We start from the raw sequence: 17,424 nt of genomic DNA, 5'->3' as shown, positions 1-17,424 counted from the left end.
ACAGCGGGCCGTCCGGCGCTTGAGGACAAGGCCGGAGGCCGATGATGCGGGGGGCCGATGATGCGGGGGGCTGGGGGGCTGGGGGGCTGGGGGGCAGCCCCCAGAGAACCCGCCTACCGCCTACCGGGACCGCTTCGCCAGCCGCTCGACGTCCAGCAGGATCACGGCCCGCGCCTCCAGCCGCAGCCAGCCGCGCTGGGCGAAGTCCGCCAGCGCCTTGTTCACGGTCTCGCGGGACGCGCCGACCAGCTGGGCCAGCTCCTCCTGGGTGAGGTCGTGGACGACGTGGATGCCTTCCTCGGACTGCACGCCGAAGCGGCGGGAGAGGTCCAGCAGGGCACGCGCGACCCGGCCCGGCACGTCGGAGAAGACCAGGTCGGACATGGCATCGTTGGTCTTGCGCAGCCGGCGGGCGACGGCGCGCAGCAGGGCGGTGGCCACCTCGGGGCGGGCGTTCAGCCAGGGCTGGAGGTCGCCGTGGCCGAGGCCCAGCAGCTTGACCTCGGTCAGCGCGGTGGCGGTCGCCGTGCGCGGGCCCGGGTCGAACAGCGACAGCTCGCCGATCAGCTCACCGGGGCCGACGACGGCCAGCATGTTCTCCCGGCCGTCGGGGGAGGTGCGGTGGAGCTTGACCTTGCCCTCGGTGACGACGTAGAGCCGGTCGCCCGGGTCGCCCTCGTGGAACAGGGAGTCGCCACGCGCGAGGGTCACCTCACTCATGGAGGCACGCAGCTCCGCGGACTGCTCGTCATCGAGCGCCGCGAAGAGCGGGTTGCGCCGCAGAACGTCGTCCACGAGTTCTCTCCTTGTCGACCTGCTCAGGGGATCTTGCTCCCCCTTGGTACCAGGGGACCGTGTTCCCCATTTTGCCGGACCGTCCAAACAGTGTGATCTGTCACAAGGATGCCGCACAGGTGTGCCGAGGTAAGCGGCAGGGGTCCAATCGGGGGCTGATCTTCCGGGTCCAGGGCAGATGTCGGTGCCGGGCTTTAGGCTGGCCGGGTGTCCAAATCGCCGGTGAGAGCACAGGCCAAGGGAGCTGGGCGGGTGGTTGTACGAGATGTTTCCGCTGTGGGCGAACAAGGGCCCGATGCCGCCTCCGGTGAACCGAAAAAGGCGGCAAAGGCGGTGAAAGCCGCGAAGAAGGCTGCGGTGAAGAAGACGGCAGAGACGGCAGTGGAGAAGACGGCGGCGAAGAAGACCGCCGCAAAGAAGGCGGCGTCGGCGGCGAAGAAGACCGCGGCCGAGAAGACGGCGGCGAAGAAGACGGCAGCGAAAAGGACGGCGGCCAAGAAGACGGCAGCGAAGAAGGCGCCCGCCAAGAAGGCCGCGGCGGTCGCGGAGGCCGCCGTCGAGCAGCCGCAGGCGCTGCCTGCCGGGAAGCCCGAGTCGCCGGCCGCGCTCGTCCGCCGGGCCCGCCGGATCAACCGCGAGCTCGCCGAGGTGTACCCGTACGCCCACCCCGAGCTGGACTTCGAGAACCCCTTCCAGCTCCTGGTCGCCACGGTGCTGTCCGCCCAGACCACCGACCTCAGGGTCAACCAGACCACCCCGACGCTGTTCGCGAAGTACCCCACCCCCGAGGACCTGGCCGCCGCCAACCCGGAGGAGGTCGAGGAGATCCTGCGGCCGTGCGGGTTCTTCCGGGCGAAGACCAAGTCGGTGATAGGGCTGTCCAAGGGTCTGGTCGAGCAGTTCGGCGGCGAGGTGCCGGGGCGGCTCGAGGACCTCGTCAAGCTGCCCGGCGTCGGCCGCAAGACCGCGTTCGTCGTGCTCGGCAACGCCTTCGGGCGCCCCGGCATCACCGTGGACACGCACTTCCAGCGCCTGGTCCGGCGGTGGCGGTGGACCGCGGAGACCGACCCCGACAAGATCGAGGCGGCCGTCGGCGCGCTGTTCCCCAAGAGCGACTGGACCGACCTGTCGCACCACGTCATCTGGCACGGGCGCCGGATGTGCCACGCCCGCAAGCCCGCCTGCGGCGTCTGCCCGATCGCCCCGCTCTGCCCGGCCTACGGGGAGGGCGAGACCGACCCGGAGAAGGCGAGGAAGCTGCTCAAGTACGAGAAGGGCGGCTTCCCCGGGCAGCGGCTCAAGCCGCCGCAGGCGTATCTGGACGCGGGTGGCAGACCGGCGCCGCCGCTGGGCGCCGCATCAGGGACATGACCCAGGGGTCTTCTCAGGGACGGAGAACGGAACGATCAAGGAGACTTCGGGCGTTGGAACGGGCAGCAGGGCGGGGGAGCAGGGCAGGACGGGGGAGGCCGTGACACACAGCAAGGCACAGACGGGCGGTGCCCGCGGGGATGTGGCGCTCAGCAAGGAGGGGCTGCCGGAGTGGCTCGGCCCGGTCGTGCGGGCCGCCGAGACGGTCAAGCCGCTCCAGCTGAGCCGCTTCCTGCCGCCGGAGAACGGGGCGGGGCGGCAGTCGGCCGTACTGATCCTGTTCGGCGCGGGAGAGCAGGGGCCCGAGCTGCTGCTGATGGAGCGGGCCGGTTCGCTGCGCTCGCACGCCGGGCAGCCCTCCTTCCCCGGCGGCGCCCTCGACCCCGAGGACGGCGACCCGAAGGCCGACGGGCCGCTGCGGGCCGCTCTCCGCGAGGCCGAGGAGGAGACCGGGCTGGATCCGGCCGGTGTCCAGCTGTTCGGGGTGCTGCCCAGGCTGTACATCCCGGTGAGCGAGTTCGTGGTCACCCCCGTGCTGGGCTGGTGGCGCGAGCCGACACCGGTGGGCGTGGTCGATCCGAACGAGACGGCACGGGTCTTCACGGTCCCCGTGGCGGATCTCACGAATCCGGCCAACCGGGCCACCACCGTGCACCCCAGCGGTCACCGAGGTCCGGCATTCCTGGTCGAATCGACCCTGGTGTGGGGGTTCACGGCCGGGGTGATCGACCGCCTACTGCACTATGCGGGATGGGAGCGCTCCTGGGACCGCGAGAAGCTGGTCCCGCTCGACTGGCGGTCATGACAGGGTGTCCACCGTGCTGTGTCATCCGGGGGACGTCGTGTCCCGTTGCCGCCGCCTCGCGGCGGGTCGGACCCCCGGCCGACCTGTAGAGACCGCGAAGCGACGAGGCGAGGCTTGACTCGGTGAACGTGCTGGACATCCTGTTGCTGGTCGCCGCCGTGTGGTTCGCGATCGTCGGCTACCGCCAGGGGTTCGTCGTCGGCATCCTGTCGGTGATCGGCTTCCTCGGCGGCGGGCTCGCCGCCGTCTACGCCTTGCCGGTGATCTGGGACGCGGTGACCGACAACGCCGAGGTGAGCACCACCGCCGCGGTGGTCGCCGTGGTCGTCGTCATCGTCTGTGCCTCCGTCGGCCAGGCCCTCACCACCCACCTGGGCAACAAGCTGCGCCGGTACATCACCTGGTCCCCGGCCCGCGCCCTGGACGCCACCGGCGGCGCGCTGGTCAACGTGGTGGCGATGCTGCTGGTCGCCTGGCTGATCGGCTCCGCCCTCGCGGGCACCACCCTGCCGACGCTCGGCAAGGAGGTGCGCAGCTCCAAGGTGCTGCTCGGGGTCTCCAGAGCGCTGCCCAACCAGGCCGACACCTGGTTCGCGGACTTCTCCGCGGTCCTCGCGCAGAACGGTTTCCCGCAGGTCTTCAGCCCCTTCGCCAACGAGCCGATCACCGACGTCTCGCCACCCGACCCCGCTCTCGCCAACAGCGCGGTGGCCACCAACGCCAAGCAGTCCATCGTCAAGGTGACGGGCACCGCGCAGAGCTGCGGCAAGATCCTGGAGGGGACCGGCTTCGTCTTCGCGGACCGCCGCGTCATGACCAACGCGCACGTCGTCGGCGGCGTCGACGAGCCCACCGTCCAGATCGGCGGCGAGGGCCGCAAGTACGACGCCAAGGTCGTCCTGTACGACTGGCAGCGCGACATCGCCGTACTGGACGTGCCGGACCTGCGGGCCAGGGCCCTGCAGTTCTCCGCCAAGGACGCGGCGACGACCGACAGCGCCATCGTCGCCGGGTTCCCCGAGAACGGGTCGTACGACGTCCGGCCCGCCCGGGTGCGCGGCCGCATCACGGCCAACGGCCCCGACATCTACCACCGCGGCACCGTCCGCCGCGACGTCTACTCGCTGTACGCGACCGTCCGCCAGGGCAACTCCGGCGGCCCGCTGCTCACGCCCCAGGGCAGGGTGTACGGGGTCGTCTTCGCGAAGTCGCTGGACGACGCCGACACCGGGTACGCCCTCACGGCCGACGAGATCCAGGCGGACATCGCCCGAGGCCGTACCGCGAGCCAGCAGGTGGGCACCGACAGCTGCGCCCTCTAGAGACCCGTGTGGGCCTCGCTCGAGGGGTCAGCCGCGGGTGTGGCGCAGACGTACCGAGACCCAGCGGGCCCGGCGGCGCAGAATGTGCGGGATCCCCACCCTGAGATCAGTGCCCTGCAGCTGCGGGGCGGCTCCCCGGTAGGGGTTCGGGCCGCCTGTCGTACGGCGGCTGCGGGGTGCGTCACTGTAGTCGTGCGTCCAGCCCATACCCCGACGTCTGCCCCTGCCCCAAGGTCGATAACCTCCCGCACGCCCCTCAATCGGCCTATGCGCCGGGCATGTGGCCGTTCGTAGAACAGGTGTCCAGATCCGGATACCGGGCGCATCGGCGCGGTCACCGGTCGGGCTCGGGGTCTTTCAGCCAGTTGACCAGTTCGGCGGAGAAGCCCACCGGGTCCTCCTCGTGCGGGAAGTGCCCCAGCCCGTCGAACAGCCGCCACCGGTACGGCGCTTCGACGTACTCGCCGGAGCCGGCCGCGCTGCGGGTGCGGGTGACCGGGTCGAGGGAGCCGTGCAGGTGCAGCGTCGGGACGCGCACCGGCCGCTTCATCCTGCGGTTGAACTGGATGCCGTCCGGGCGCGCCAGCGAGCGCACCAGCCAGCGGTACGGCTCGATCGAGCAGTGCGCGGTGGACGGGATGCACATGGCCCGCTGATACGTCTCCACGGACTTGTCGTCCGGCAGCCGCGGGCCGGACCAGTCCCGGATCAGCCGGCCGACCAGCGCGCCGTCGTCGGCGGTGAGCTGCCGCTCGGGGATCCAGGGCCGCTGGAAGCCCCAGATGTAGGAGGCGGCGGCGGTCTGCCGGCGGTCCCGGAGCATCGCCGAGCGCCAGCGCCGCGGGTGCGGCATGGACACCACCGCCAGCCGTCGCACCAGCTTGGGGCGCATCGCGGCCGCCGTCCACGCCAGGTAGCCGCCCAGGTCGTGGCCGACCAGCGCGGCGTCCGGCTCGCCGAGGGACCGGATCACGCCGGTGATGTCGAGGGCGAGGTTCGCCGGGTCGTAGCCGCGCGGGGTGCGGTCGCTGCCGCCGACGCCCCGCAGATCCATGGCGACGGCCCGGAAGCCCGCGTCGGCGAGCGCGACCAGCTGGTGCCGCCAGGCCCACCAGAACTGCGGGAAGCCGTGCACCAGCATGACCAGCGGTCCGTCGCCGAGCTCGGCGATGTGGAAGCGGGCGCCGTTGGCGGCGACGTCCCGGTGCGTCCAGGGGCCCTCCAGCCGTACGGCCGAGGGAGCGGGGTCCGTCATGACGACGAGCGTCCCACAGCGGCCTCGATGGCGCGTACGTCGTCCCGGGGAAGTTCCGGGCGCGGATGCGGCTTGGCGTTCTGCAGCACGCTCGCCGACTCCTTCATGGACGCGGCCACCTTCTGCGGGCCCTGGCTCTTCTTGGCCTTCTTCGCGAACACCACGCCGATCAGCGCGAGGACCACGGCCACCAGGACGTTCGCCGCGAAGGAGAGCAGGAAGCAGATCGCGAGATTCCAGTGGCTCCAGGTCCGAATGCCGTACGCCAGCGCGAAGTTGAGCATGGGCAGGGAGAACAGCAGCAGCGCCCCGGCAACCGAGAACGCACCGCCGCTCGTCGCGCCCCGCTTGACGTCCTGCTTCAGCTGGGCCTTGGCCAGCGCGATCTCGTCGTGCACCAGCGCCGACATCTCGGCCGTGGCCGAGGCGAACAGCTGGCCGATGCTGCGTTCGGCACCGACCGGGCTGCCGTCGGGTGCGCTCATCGCGGTCTCCCTCTGCGTCTTCGTCGTCTTCTGCACCGGCCTTTGTGCGCCGGGCCTTTTGTACCGTCTCGTCAGATCATGCCGGACGGCCGCCCTGCGCGCCTGCCCCGCCCGGCACTTCGGCAAGCGCGTCCCGCTCGCCGGCGCCCTAGGAGCCGGCCTTCTCGGCCGCGATCCTGCGGTGTTCGGCGGCCTTCCGTTCGTAGATCTCCGCCATCCGCAGGTGGTACGCCGGGTCGTCCTGCTCGTAGACGTCCGGGATGCCGTCGAGGTCGTCGTCCCGCTCCTCGGCCTCGACCAGCCTGCGGTAGCGAGTGTTCCGTATCTTCAGCAGCACCGTGGCGCACAGGGCCGCGATGAGCGAGCCGGTGAGCACGGAAGCCTTGACCTCGTCGGTGAGCACGGTGTCGCCGGCGAAGGCGAGTTCGCCGATGAGCAGCGAGACCGTGAAGCCGATGCCGGCCAGCGAGGCCACCGCGAAGACGTCCGCCCATTCGAGGTCCTCGCTGAGCGAGGCCCGGGTGAACCGGGCGGTCAGCCAGGTCCCGCCGAATATCCCGGCCGCCTTGCCGACCACCAGGCCGAGGACGACCCCGAGCGTCTCCGGCTTGGTGAAGACGTCGCCGAGCGCCCCTCCGGACACCTTCACACCGGCACTGAAGAGCGCGAACAGGGGCACGGCCAGCCCCGCCGACAGCGGCCGCACCAGGTGCTCGACGTGCTCTCCGGGCGAGTGCTGCTCGCCCTCGCGGGTGGTGCAGCGCAGCATCAGGCCCATGGCGACACCGGCGATGGTCGCGTGCACGCCGCTGTTGTACATCAGCGCCCAGATCACGACCGCGAGCGGGACGTACACGTACCAGCCGCGCACACCCCTGCGCAGCAGCAGCCAGAAGACGGCGAGGCCGAGGACCGCGCCGCCGAGCGCGGCGAAGTGGATCCGCTCGGTGAAGAAGATCGCGATGATCAGGATCGCGATCAGGTCGTCGACGACCGCGAGGGTGAGCAGGAAAGCGCGCAGGGCGCCCGGCAGCGAGGTGCCGATCACCGCGAGCACGGCCAGCGCGAAGGCGATGTCGGTGGCCGTGGGCACCGCCCAGCCCTGGGTGGAGCCGCCGTCGGCGAGGTTGGTCAGGGTGTAGACGAGCGCCGGTACGGCCATGCCGCACAGCGCGGCGACCACCGGGAGGACGGCCGCCTTCGGGTCCCGCAGGTCGCCTGCCACCAGCTCGCGCTTGAGCTCGATGCCGGCGACGAAGAAGAAGACGGCGAGCAGGCCGTCGGCGGCCCAGTGAGCGACGGAGAGGTTCAGGCCGAGGGCGCCGGGGCCGAAGTGGAAGTCGGCGACGCTCTCGTAGCCGTGGCGGAGCCCGGGTATGTTCGCCCAGACCAGCGCGGCTACCGCGGCGGCGAGCAGCAGTACGCCGCCGACGGTCTCGGTCCGCAGCGCGTCCGCCACGATGGTCCGCTCGGGCAGCGAGAGCCGCCCGAGGACCTTCCGGACGGGTGCGGTGCGGGGCGCGGACACGGGGACCTCCGGTCGGTGGGCAGGACAGGGCTACTTGCCGACCAGACTTCCCGGCACACCTTGGGATCACGCAACTTTGCTTAGTTTACCTAAAGTGTGGCGGGAGATGCCAGGTGAGTCTCACGGTAGGTGCAAAAAGGGCGCCCGGCGCGTTTCGCGCCGGGCGCCCTTCGAGCCCCACGAGCCCGTCACGGACGGCCCGGTCGGGGGCAGTCCCCTGGGCCGGCCGGGGTCAGTCCTCGCTCGGCGCAGCCGGGAGCTTCGCCTGGATGAGGTCCATGACCGTCGAGTCGGTCAGCGTCGTCACGTCACCGAGCTGCCGGTTCTCGGCGACGTCGCGCAGCAGCCTGCGCATGATCTTGCCGGAGCGGGTCTTCGGCAGCTCCGCCACCGGCAGGACGCGCTTGGGCTTGGCGATCGGGCCGAGCGTCGCGCCGACGTGGTCGCGCAGGTCGGCGATGAGGTTCTCGTCCTCGGCGTTCGCCGTGCCGCGCAGGATCACGAAGGCGACGATCGCCTGACCGGTCGTCTCGTCCGCCGCGCCGACCACTGCGGCCTCGGCGACCGCCGGGTGGGACACCAGCGCCGACTCCACCTCGGTCGTCGAGATGTTGTGCCCGGAGACGAGCATGACGTCGTCCACCCGGCCGAGCAGCCAGATGTCGCCGTCGTCGTCCTTCTTCGCACCGTCACCGGCGAAGTACTTGCCCTCGAACCTCGACCAGTACGTGTCCAGGAACCGCTGGTCGTCGCCCCAGATCGTGCGCAGCATCGACGGCCACGGCTCGGTCAGCACCAGGTAGCCGCCACCGCCGTTCGGCACCTCGTGCGCCTCGTCGTCGACGACCGTCGCCGAGATACCGGGCAGCGGGGTCTGCGCCGAACCGGGCTTGGTCGCGGTGACGCCCGGCAGCGGCGAGATCATCATCGCGCCGGTCTCGGTCTGCCACCAGGTGTCCACGATCGGCGTCCGGTCGGCGCCGATGTGCTTGCGGTACCAGATCCACGCCTCGGGGTTGATCGGCTCGCCGACCGACCCGAGCACCCGCAGGCTGCTCAGGTCGAACTTCGCGGGGATGTCGTCGCCCCACTTCATGAACGTGCGGATCGCGGTGGGCGCCGTGTACAGGATGGTCACCCCGTACTTCTGCACGATCTCCCAGAACCGCCCCTGGTGCGGGGTGTCCGGGGTGCCCTCGTACATCACCTGGGTCGCGCCGTTGGCCAGCGGCCCGTACACGATGTAGGAGTGGCCGGTCACCCAGCCGACGTCGGCCGTGCACCAGTACACGTCCGTCTCCGGCTTGAGGTCGAAGACCGCCCAGTGCGTGTACGACGCCTGGGTGAGGTAGCCGCCCGAGGTGTGCAGGATGCCCTTCGGCTTACCCGTCGTCCCGGAGGTGTAGAGGATGAAGAGCGGGTGCTCGGCGTCGAAGGCCTCCGGCGTGTGCTCGGCCGGCTGCCGCTCGACGATCTCGTCCCACCACACGTCCCGCGAGTCGTCCCAGGCCACTTCCTGCCCGGTGCGGCGCACGACCAGCACGTGCTCGACGTTGCCCGCCTTGCCCACCGCCTCGTCCACGGCCGGCTTCAACGCGGACGGCTTGCCACGCCGGTAACCGCCGTCGGAGGTGATGACGACCCTGGCGTCCGCATCCTTGATCCGGGTGGCCAGCGCGTCCGCCGAGAAGCCGCCGAAGACCACGGAGTGCGCGGCGCCGATCCGGGCGCAGGCGAGCATCGCGATCGCCGTCTCCGGGATCATCGGCATGTAGACCGCGACCCGGTCGCCCTTCTGAACTCCGAGCTCCAGCAGGGCGTTGGCCGCCTTGGAGACCTCGTCCTTCAGCTCGGCGTACGTGATCGCGCGGCTGTCGCCGGGCTCGCCCTCGAAGTGGATGGCGACCCGGTCGCCGAATCCGGCCTCCACGTGCCGGTCCACGCAGTTGTACGCGACGTTGAGCTCGCCGTCCTTGAACCACTTGGCGAACGGCGGGTTCGACCAGTCCAGCGTCTCGGTCGGCTCCTTGGCCCAGGCCAGGCGGCGGGCCTGCTCGGCCCAGAAGCCGAGCCTGTCAGCCTGGGCCTGTTCGTACGCCTCGGCCGTGACATTGGCGTTCTCGGCCAGGTCAGCGGGCGGCGCGAAGCGTCGCTCCTCCCTCAAGAGGTTGGCCAGGCTTTCGTTGCTCACGACATCTCCCTTTCGAAGGGTGTCCGTTGTGTCCCAGGCCACAGCTCATCAGACCTGAGGCCCCGGTGACAAGGGCCGCCGAATAATTGGTTTAGACCTATCAGGCGCGGCAGGGCGGGGTGCGGCGGGGGTGCCGCGGCCGGACTGCCGTGGCCGGACTACTGCGGCGGCTGGGCACGCCGAGCCTGCCAGGGTCCGGCGTCCCCGTGCACGCCGGACCCGCCGGTGCACACCGGCCCCGCCCGCCCGGCCCACCCCGCCGATGCAGGGCGGTGGCGCCGGCCGGCCCGGACAGCCCCTCGCTCAAGCCGGGCTGGGCAGCTCCTCCGTGCCGGGCACCCCGTCGAACACCTCTTCCTCGCCCTCCGCACCGCCCCGGCGCAGCAGGTACGCCTGCGCCTCGCCCACATGGAAGTACATTCCGTGCAGCTCCAGCGCACCCGCTGCCAGCGCCCGGGCCACCGAGTCGTGTGCCCGCAGGTGCTCCAACTGCTGGATCACGTTGGCCAGGCACAGCCGCTCCATCGTGTCCGCGGCCGCCCGCCCGGCCAGCCGGACCCCCTCACCGCCCTCGTCGGCCAGCCGCGCCAGGCTCGGCAGCCCGTGCCGCAGCCACCGCCCGAGCGGGGTCGCCGTGCCCCCGGTTCCGGAGCCGAGCAGCGCCTGCATCGCCCCGCACCCGGAGTGCCCGCACACCGTGATGGACCGCACCTTCAGCACGTCCACCGCGTACTCGATCGCGGCCGCCACCGAGTCGTCCCCGTTCTCCTCGCCCGGAAGAGGGACCAGGTTGCCCACATTGCGGACCACGAACAGGTCACCGGGACCACTGGAGGTGATCATCGAGGTGACGAGCCGGGAGTCGGCGCAGGTGAGGAAGAGCTGAGACGGCTGCTGCCCCTCGCGCGCCAGCCGGGCCAGCTCCTCCCGGACCAGGGGTGCGGTGTCGCGCTGGAACGCGCTGATCCCGCGGGCGAGTTCATGACCACCGCCGGTGGATCTCCCAGGCCGGCGCCAGGGACCGAGACCCGCACGCTGCCCGGGTCCGTGACCCGCGCGCTGCCCGGGGCGGTGACCGTCCCCCGGCCCTTGGCCGTGCTCCGGGCCGTGGCCGTACTCCGGTGAGCTGACCCCCGCGCGGCAGCCGGTCAGTTCGGCGGAGCCGCCCCGCGCGGTGTGCGCCCTGCGCCAGTCCCGCAGTGACTCGTACGCCGCGTGGTCCATGAACGAACCGGCCAACTCCACCACGGCATGGGCACCTTGGGGTACGAGATGCAGGACTTTGCTGAGCCGGGGCACCGCGAGGAACGTCAGCTGTCCTCTTACGTGTACGTGATGGACTCCTCCCTTCTCGTCGTGGGTGATGCGGGTGCGGGCGAGGCGGTGCAGGGCGAGGGCGACGGCCACGGCGACCCCGAGGACCACGCCCTCCAGGACGCCGAGGAGAACCACCCCGAGCGTGGTGACGGCGTACACCAGCACTTCGCGGTGGCGGGTCACCGTGCGGATGTGGTGCAGGGACACCATCTGGATGCCGACGGCCATCACCAGGGCGGCGAGCGAGGCGAGCGGGATGAGGTCCAGGACCGGGACCATCAGCAGCGCGGCGACTACTACGAAAACGCCGTGCAGCATCGTGGAGTTCCGGCTCAGGGCACCGGATTTCACGTTCGCCGAGCTGCGTACCGCGACCCCTGCGACCGGCAGCCCGCCGAGCGCCCCCGACACGATGTTGGCCGCACCCTGACCGAGCAGTTCCCGGTCCAGGTCGGAGCGGCCGATCCGGGACTGGGGTCCGGTGCCGCCTGCCACCAGCTTGTCCACGGCGACCGCGCCCAGCAGTGACTGCACGCTGCACACCAGCGTGGTGGTGAGCACGGAGGCGGCGATGCCGAGCACCGGTCCCTCGGGCAGCCCCGCCAGGGCATGGCTGCTCCAGGACGGCAGGTCGACCCGGGGCAGGGCGAGCCCGGTGAGGGAGGCCGCCGCGGTGGCACCGGCGACGGCGACCAAGGCGGCCGGGACCGCGCTCAGCAGGCGGCCCGCTCTGCCCGGGATCCGGGGCCAGCCCAGCAGCAGGGCCAGGGTCAGTGCGCTGATCACCACCGCGGCCGGGTGCAGGTTCGCCAACTGGGCGGGCAGTGCCAGGACGTTGGCGAGGACCGAGCTCTGCGGGGTGCCGCCGAGGACGATGTGCAGCTGGGCGACGGCGATGGTGACGCCGATGCCGGCGAGCATGCCGTGCACCACCGCCGGGCTGACGGCGAGCGCGGTGCGGGCCACGCGCAGGCAGCCCAGGCCCAGTTGGGCCAGCCCGGCGAGGACGGTGATGCCGCAGGTGGCCTGCCAGCCGTACCGGTGGATCAGGTCGGCGGTGACCACCGTGAGTCCGGCCGCGGGGCCGCTGACCTGGAGCGGACAGCCGCCGAGCCGGCCGGCGACCAGTCCGCCGACGGCCGCCGCCACCAGGCCGGCCTGGAGCGGGGCTCCCGTGGCGAGGGCGATGCCCAGGGACAGCGGGAGGGCGATCAGGAACACCGCGACGGACGCGGACAGGTCGGCGCCCGCCAGGGGGCGGCGGCGCGGGGGCGTGGGCGAGTGCCGCTGCCGGTCAGCGCCGGTGACGGCGTGGGGAGTTGTGGCTCGGGCGAGGCCGAGGCTCTCGGGGTGGGCGGGTACGCAGGCTGATGACATGTTTCCCGTCTCCTCCGGGGCGACGCGGTCGCGGATCTGGGCGGGATGAATCAACGTTCAGTAAATGAATCGTAATGCAGAGTAAAGGTCAGGCATGGATTTTCTGCGCAAATGGGGCACCTGTTCACCTCCATGGGTGAAGTGAGCAGTTCATCGGCTTGTCGTATTAATCCCTCTCTCGGTCCTATGCGATCTTGGCCGCGCTGTCGGCAGATATCCGGCACATCGCCATGAAACGCCGTCATCGGCGTTAGCCGAGAGAAGGAAGAAGGTGAGCGGAATTGGCCGCCACCCAGAGGATTGCGGTCGGTGCCGTGGCCGCCGCGGCCTGTGCCGCGTCGGTCGCCGGCTGCTCGACCGGTACCAACTCCGAGCAAGGGGCACCCGGACCGCAGAAGGGAGCGCCGGCGCCCCAGAGCGTGGTCCGTCTGATCGGCGACGGGTCCACCGCGTACACCGGGGCGCAGCCGCATCTGCCCCGGCCCGAGCGGCTCAAGGCCGGTGAGAAGCCACCGCAGTTCGTGGTGTTCTCCTGGGACGGTTCGGGCGAGGACAGCCAGAAGCTGTTCTCGCACTTCCGCAAGGTCGCCAAGGAGAACAAGGCGAACATGACGTTCTTCCTCAGCGGCGTCTACATGCTGCCCGAGGAGAAGCGTGACCTGTACCGGCCCCCGCAGCACTCGCCCGGCAGCTCCGAGATCGGCTTCAACGACGAGCAGGGCATCGCCGACACGGCCAAACAGCTACGGCTGGCCTGGCTGGAGGGCAACGAGATCGGCACCCACTTCAACGGGCACTTCTGCGGCCCCGACGGCGGGGTCGGCGAGTGGTCGGTGGCCGAGTGGAAGAGCGAGATCGCGCAGGCCAAGCAGTTCGTGAAGACCTGGAAGACCAACACCGGCATGAAGGACGCCGCCCCGTTGCCCTTCGACTACGACAAGGAGCTCATCGGCGCCCGCACCCCCTGCCTGGAGGGCCAGAAGAACTTCGTGAAAGCGGCGAGCCAACTCGGCTTCCGCTACGACACCAGTGGTGTCAACGACCAGGTGTGGCCCAAGAAGAGGGAGGGGCTGTGGGACCTGTCGATGCAGCTCGTCCCCTTCCCCGGCCACACCTACGAGCAGCTGACCATGGACTACAACTTCATGGTCAACCAGTCCGGCACGTCGACCCAGGGTGACCCCGACAAGTACGACTACTGGGGCGACCAGATGCGCGACGGGCTGCTCCAGGGCTTCAACCGGGCCTACAACGGCAACCGCGCACCGCTCGTCATCGGCAACCACTTCGAGTCCTGGAACGGCGGCACCTACATGCGTGCCCTCGACGAGGTCGTCGCGGACGTGTGCAACAAGCCCGAGGTGCGCTGCGTCTCCTTCCGGCAGCTGGCCGACTGGCTGGATGCCCAGGACCCGAAGGTCCTGGCGAGGCTGCGCACCCTGAACGTGGGCGAGGCCCCGCGGCAGGGCTGGGAGTCCTTCCTGTCCGGCCGTCCCGCCCCGGCACCGAAGGGGGTGCCCGGGGCGCCGGCCGTCAAGCAGTAGGCGCGGAGCCGGGGCCGCCGCCCGTCAGGCGGTGGCGGCCACTCCCTCGCCGAGCACGAAGCCGGGGTCGATCTGCGTCGCCAGGTCGACCCCAGTGCGCTCGTTACCCCACGACAGGGCGTTCTTCAGGTGGAAGTGGACCATCTGCCGGGTGTAGCGCTCCCAGTCCCGCAGCTGGTACGTCGCGTCGGTGGCCACCTTCAGGGTGTGCAGAGCACGGGAGTTGGGGTTCTCCAGGAGGTCGAACCGGGGCGGGCGGCCCTTCTCCATGGCGCGCACCCAGTCCGAGTGCCCGACCGTGACCAGCAGGTCGTCCCCGACCTCCGAGCGCAGGAAGTCGATGTCCTCCTGCCCCTGCACCTTGTTGCCCACGACCTTCAGGACGACGCCGAAGTCCCCGGCGTACTCCTTGTACTGGCGGTAGACGGAGACCCCCTTCCGGGTCGGCTCGGCGACGAGGAACGTGATGTCGAAGCGGGTGAACATGCCGGAGGCGAAGGAGTCCGAGCCCGCCGTCATGTCCACCACGACGTACTCGTCGGGGCCGTCGACGAGGTGGTTCAGGAACAGCTCCACCGCTCCCGTCTTGGAGTGGTAGCAGGAGACCCCCAGGTCGGCCTCCGTGAAGGGTCCGGTGACCATCAAACGGACGGCACCGCCGTCGAGTTCCACCGGCCGCGCGCAGGCGTCGTACACCGGATTGGGCTCCCGCACCCGGACCAGCCGCGAACCCTCGCCGGGCGGGGTGGTCTTGATCATGGTCGCGGCGGAGGCGATGCGCGGGTTGTGGCCGCGCAGGTAGTCCTTGATCAGGGAGAGCCGTTCGCCCATCGCGGGCAGTGCCTCCGCCTCCGTCTCGTCGAGGCCGAGCGCGGGGCCGAGGTGCTGGTTGATGTCGGCGTCGACGGCGACGACCGGCGCGCCGACGGCCGCCAGATGGCGGATGAACAGGGAGGAGAGCGTGGTCTTGCCGCTGCCGCCCTTCCCGACGAAAGCAATTTTCATGTTCACGAAGAGTAGTCGTATGGTGGCGGTGCGTGTCATGTGGAGTGAAGAAGACCACTCCTTCGTGGAGCCCCGGGGTGCGGTGCGTACTGTCGTACTCATGAGTACGACAGGTGCGACCGCCGATCCGCTCGCGGCCCTGGGCGCGCTGCCCGGGGTGGCCGAGTCCGTGGAGTCCGTGCGCAAGGCCGTGGACCGGGTCTACGGGCATCGGGTCATGCGGCGCCGCAGCAATGCCGTCACCTCGGAGGCCGCGCTGCGGGCCGCCCGGGGCAGTGCCGCGCTGTCCGGTGCCGACTGGGCGCTGGAGGAGGTACGGCGGCGCTCCGACTTCGGTGTGGACGGCGAAGCGCGCGTGGTCGGCGCGGCCCTGCGGCTGACCGCGGAGGCGGGTCAGCTGCTGTCCATCTGGCGGCAGTCACCGCTGCGGGTGCTGGCCAGGCTGCACCTCGTGGCGGCCGCGACCGGTGGCGACGAGGTCGGCCGGCCGCGGCGAGTCGGCGAGCGCGTCGACGAGCCGCTGGTGGAACGTGAACTGCCGGACGCCGACGAGGTGTCTGCGCGCCTTGAAGGGCTCTCCGAACTCGTCGTCGCGGGCAGTGCGGCACCCGCGCTGGTCACGGCCGCGGTGGTGCACGGCGAACTGCTCGCGCTGCGGCCCTTCACCTCCTGCAACGGGCTGGTCGCCCGCGCGGCCGAGCGGATCGTGCTGATCGGCAGCGGCCTCGACCCCAAGGCGATCTGCCCCGCCGAGGTCGGCCACGCCGAACTGGGCCGTGCCTCCTACCTGGCGGCCTTGGACGGCTACGTCTCCGGTACTCCGGAAGGGATGGCGGCCTGGATCGCGCACTGCGGGCGGGCGGTCGAACTCGGCGTGCGCGAGTCGACGGCGGTGTGCGAGGCGCTGCAGCGCGGGGCGGCGTAGGAGCCGTCCGGAAAGCCGCGCGGGGCCCCGGGAAAGGGTTGCGGCGGTACGAGGGCTCGTACCGCCGCTGGCATGCTCACCGGGTTACCAAGCGTCCTCGATGTGTTGCCCATCAGGTCGGGTACTTTGCCCGTCACCTGGTGCGGCTGGCCCGTAATCGACGGGTCGACGTCGCGTGGGTGCCCGGTGTTCATGCTCGGTCCGTGGGGCCAAATGCGTTTTAAAGGTGATCCTCTCGGATGTCCTTTGGTCTCGCGGGCCGCTAACCCCTTTGTACTGCAAGCCCGGAGCAAGCGGAACCCCCGCCTACAGTTCTTTACTTTTGGGTTCAAAGGCGATCGAAAGGGGCGTCGATAGGCCGAACGGGTGAAGAGTGCCGAGGGTCGGGGGCGGGGTGCCGGTTCAGGCGACCGTGCTCCGGCGCCTGCTCGCGTACCAGACCAGGCCCGCGGTGGCGGCCGCCGCTCCTATGGCCGCCGCGGCGACCAGGGCCGGCCGCGGAGGCGTGGGGATCCGCTGCTTGAGCCGCACCGGCCGGTGGAAGTCCAGGATCGGCCAGCCGCGGGCGAGGGCCTCGCGGCGCAGCGCGCGGTCCGGGTTCACGGCGTGCGGACGCCCGACGGCCTGGAGCATCGGCAGGTCGGTCGCCGAGTCGCTGTACGCGTAGCTGCGGTCCAGGTCGTACCCCTCGGAGGCGGCCAGCTCCCGGACGGCCTCCGCCTTGGTCGGCCCGTACGCGTAGTACTCCACCTCGCCGGTGTAGCAGCCGTCGTCGCCGACGACCATGCGGGTGGCCACCACCCGGTCGGCGCCGAGGAGTTCACCGATCGGCTCGACCACCTCGGCGCCCGAGGTGGAGACGATGACGACGTCCCGGCCGGCCTTGTGGTGCTCCTCGATGAGGGAGGCGGCCTCGTCGTAGATGATCGGGTCGATCAGGTCGTGCAGGGTCTCGGCGACGATCTCCTTGACCTGCCGGACATCCCAGCCACGGACGAGGCCGGACAGGTACGCGCGCGTGCGCTCCATCTGGTCGTGGTCCATACCGCCGACCAGGAAGGCGAACTGGGAGTACGCGTTGCGCAGCGCCGCCCTGCGGTTGATCAGACCGCCTTGGTAGAACGACTTGCTGAACGTGAGCGTGCTCGACTTCGCAATGACCGTCTTGTCCAGGTCAAAGAAGGCCGCTGTGCGGGGCAAGGAGTGGCTTTCCACGCCCCCGAGCATAGGCGCCCACCATTCGGCGTAAGGTGGGGCGCGTGGGTTTGCCTGAGAGGGCTCTCGGGTACACCATGGAAGTCACGGATCGTTCGCGACCGTGCTAACCCGGTCCGGCTCCTCCCCCCCCGAGTCGGCCGTGGAGACGACCCCCACTCTCCCCCCCGGTGGGGGTCGTCGCATGTCCGGATGGGTTTTCCTCCTCTCTCTCGGGCCACGGGCCCCAGGCTGGGCGGCTTCGGCCGCCCTTCTCGCATGCCCATGATCCGTCACTTTGGGTAGTCGT

Annotated in this window: 13 protein-coding genes and 1 pseudogene; 5 read left to right on the top strand and 9 right to left on the bottom strand. The window is 70.8% G+C overall.

Translation table 11 applies throughout. The features are described 5' to 3' along the window. Positions 1-120: 120 nt before the first annotated feature. A complete protein-coding gene (locus BLW82_RS19305) occupies positions 121-795 on the bottom strand; it encodes a Crp/Fnr family transcriptional regulator (RefSeq protein ID WP_018547939.1) in 675 nt (224 codons plus the stop codon). A 276-nt stretch (positions 796-1,071) separates the two neighbouring features. Between BLW82_RS19305 and nth the strand changes: the two genes are divergently transcribed. The 3 genes from nth to BLW82_RS19290 all read left to right on the top strand — a co-directional run bounded on the left by nth (position 1,072) and on the right by BLW82_RS19290 (position 4,293). Continuing rightward, entirely contained in the window at positions 1,072-2,166 is a 1,095-nt protein-coding gene (gene nth / locus BLW82_RS19300) for an endonuclease III (protein ID WP_093500151.1), read from the top strand. A gap of 100 nt (positions 2,167-2,266) precedes the next feature. Beyond that, on the top strand, positions 2,267-2,971 hold the full coding sequence (locus BLW82_RS19295) for an NUDIX hydrolase (RefSeq protein WP_256215872.1): 705 nt from the start codon (positions 2,267-2,269) through the stop codon (positions 2,969-2,971). Positions 2,972-3,093: 122 nt separating this feature from the next. After that, the gene (locus tag BLW82_RS19290; protein WP_093500149.1) at positions 3,094-4,293 is read left to right on the top strand and encodes a MarP family serine protease; all 1,200 of its coding nucleotides are present in this window, start codon (positions 3,094-3,096) and stop codon (positions 4,291-4,293) included. A 27-nt stretch (positions 4,294-4,320) separates the two neighbouring features. Here the strand turns inward: BLW82_RS19290 and BLW82_RS45515 are convergent, their stop codons facing one another. The 6 genes and pseudogenes from BLW82_RS45515 to BLW82_RS19260 form a co-directional block, all read right to left on the bottom strand. Beyond that, positions 4,321-4,500, bottom strand: a complete 180-nt coding sequence (locus tag BLW82_RS45515) for a hypothetical protein (protein ID WP_093500147.1) — start codon at positions 4,498-4,500, stop codon at positions 4,321-4,323. A gap of 127 nt (positions 4,501-4,627) precedes the next feature. After that, entirely contained in the window at positions 4,628-5,548 is a 921-nt protein-coding gene (locus BLW82_RS19280) for an alpha/beta fold hydrolase (protein WP_093500145.1), read from the bottom strand. After that, positions 5,545-6,033 carry a phage holin family protein gene (locus BLW82_RS19275; protein ID WP_093508139.1) on the bottom strand — a complete coding sequence of 163 codons (489 nt, stop codon included), beginning with the start codon at positions 6,031-6,033 and terminating at the stop codon, positions 5,545-5,547. The genes BLW82_RS19280 and BLW82_RS19275 overlap by 4 nt, the downstream gene beginning before the upstream one ends. A gap of 76 nt (positions 6,034-6,109) precedes the next feature. Continuing rightward, positions 6,110-7,561: pseudogene (nhaA, locus tag BLW82_RS19270) on the bottom strand (Na+/H+ antiporter NhaA). 232 nt (positions 7,562-7,793) lie between these two features. Then, entirely contained in the window at positions 7,794-9,752 is a 1,959-nt protein-coding gene (gene acs, locus BLW82_RS19265) for an acetate--CoA ligase (protein WP_093500141.1), read from the bottom strand. Between the two features lie 303 nt (positions 9,753-10,055). Further along, positions 10,056-12,446: a SulP family inorganic anion transporter gene (locus BLW82_RS19260; protein ID WP_093500139.1), complete on the bottom strand. Its 2,391-nt coding sequence runs from the start codon at positions 12,444-12,446 to the stop codon at positions 10,056-10,058. 281 nt (positions 12,447-12,727) lie between these two features. On the opposite strand from BLW82_RS19260, the gene BLW82_RS19255 reads away from it, so the two are divergent. Beyond that, entirely contained in the window at positions 12,728-13,990 is a 1,263-nt protein-coding gene (locus tag BLW82_RS19255; RefSeq protein WP_093500137.1) for a polysaccharide deacetylase family protein, read from the top strand. Positions 13,991-14,014: 24 nt separating this feature from the next. Here the strand turns inward: BLW82_RS19255 and BLW82_RS19250 are convergent, their stop codons facing one another. Beyond that, positions 14,015-14,995 (bottom strand): ATP-binding protein, encoded by a 981-nt coding sequence (locus BLW82_RS19250; protein ID WP_177233002.1) that lies wholly within the window; start codon positions 14,993-14,995, stop codon positions 14,015-14,017. 100 nt (positions 14,996-15,095) lie between these two features. Here BLW82_RS19250 and BLW82_RS19245 point away from each other — a divergent pair, with 100 nt between their 5' ends. Continuing rightward, complete coding sequence (locus tag BLW82_RS19245; protein ID WP_093500135.1) at positions 15,096-15,920, top strand: Fic family protein; 825 nt, start codon at positions 15,096-15,098, stop codon at positions 15,918-15,920. Between the two features lie 402 nt (positions 15,921-16,322). Here the strand turns inward: BLW82_RS19245 and BLW82_RS19240 are convergent, their stop codons facing one another. Continuing rightward, positions 16,323-17,147, bottom strand: a complete 825-nt coding sequence (locus BLW82_RS19240; protein ID WP_093500133.1) for an HAD family hydrolase — start codon at positions 17,145-17,147, stop codon at positions 16,323-16,325. Positions 17,148-17,424 lie beyond the last annotated feature (277 nt).

Source organism: Streptomyces sp. Ag109_O5-10, assembly GCF_900105755.1.
Lineage (GTDB): Bacteria > Actinomycetota > Actinomycetes > Streptomycetales > Streptomycetaceae > Streptomyces.
This window is presented reverse-complemented; position numbering and strand designations above follow the sequence as displayed.

Bases quoted from the DNA above. Each gene is read 5' to 3' on its own strand.
- BLW82_RS19245 (WP_093500135.1), top strand. From the start codon at position 15,096: ATGAGTACGACAGGTGCGACCGCCGATCCGCTCGCGGCCCTGGGCGCG.
- BLW82_RS19250 (WP_177233002.1), bottom strand. From the start codon at position 14,995: ATGAAAATTGCTTTCGTCGGGAAGGGCGGCAGCGGCAAGACCACGCTC.
- BLW82_RS19260 (WP_093500139.1), bottom strand. From the start codon at position 12,446: ATGTCATCAGCCTGCGTACCCGCCCACCCCGAGAGCCTCGGCCTCGCC.
- BLW82_RS45515 (WP_093500147.1), bottom strand. From the start codon at position 4,500: ATGGGCTGGACGCACGACTACAGTGACGCACCCCGCAGCCGCCGTACG.
- BLW82_RS19275 (WP_093508139.1), bottom strand. From the start codon at position 6,033: ATGAGCGCACCCGACGGCAGCCCGGTCGGTGCCGAACGCAGCATCGGC.
- BLW82_RS19240 (WP_093500133.1), bottom strand. From the start codon at position 17,147: ATGCTCGGGGGCGTGGAAAGCCACTCCTTGCCCCGCACAGCGGCCTTC.
- BLW82_RS19280 (WP_093500145.1), bottom strand. From the start codon at position 5,548: ATGACGGACCCCGCTCCCTCGGCCGTACGGCTGGAGGGCCCCTGGACG.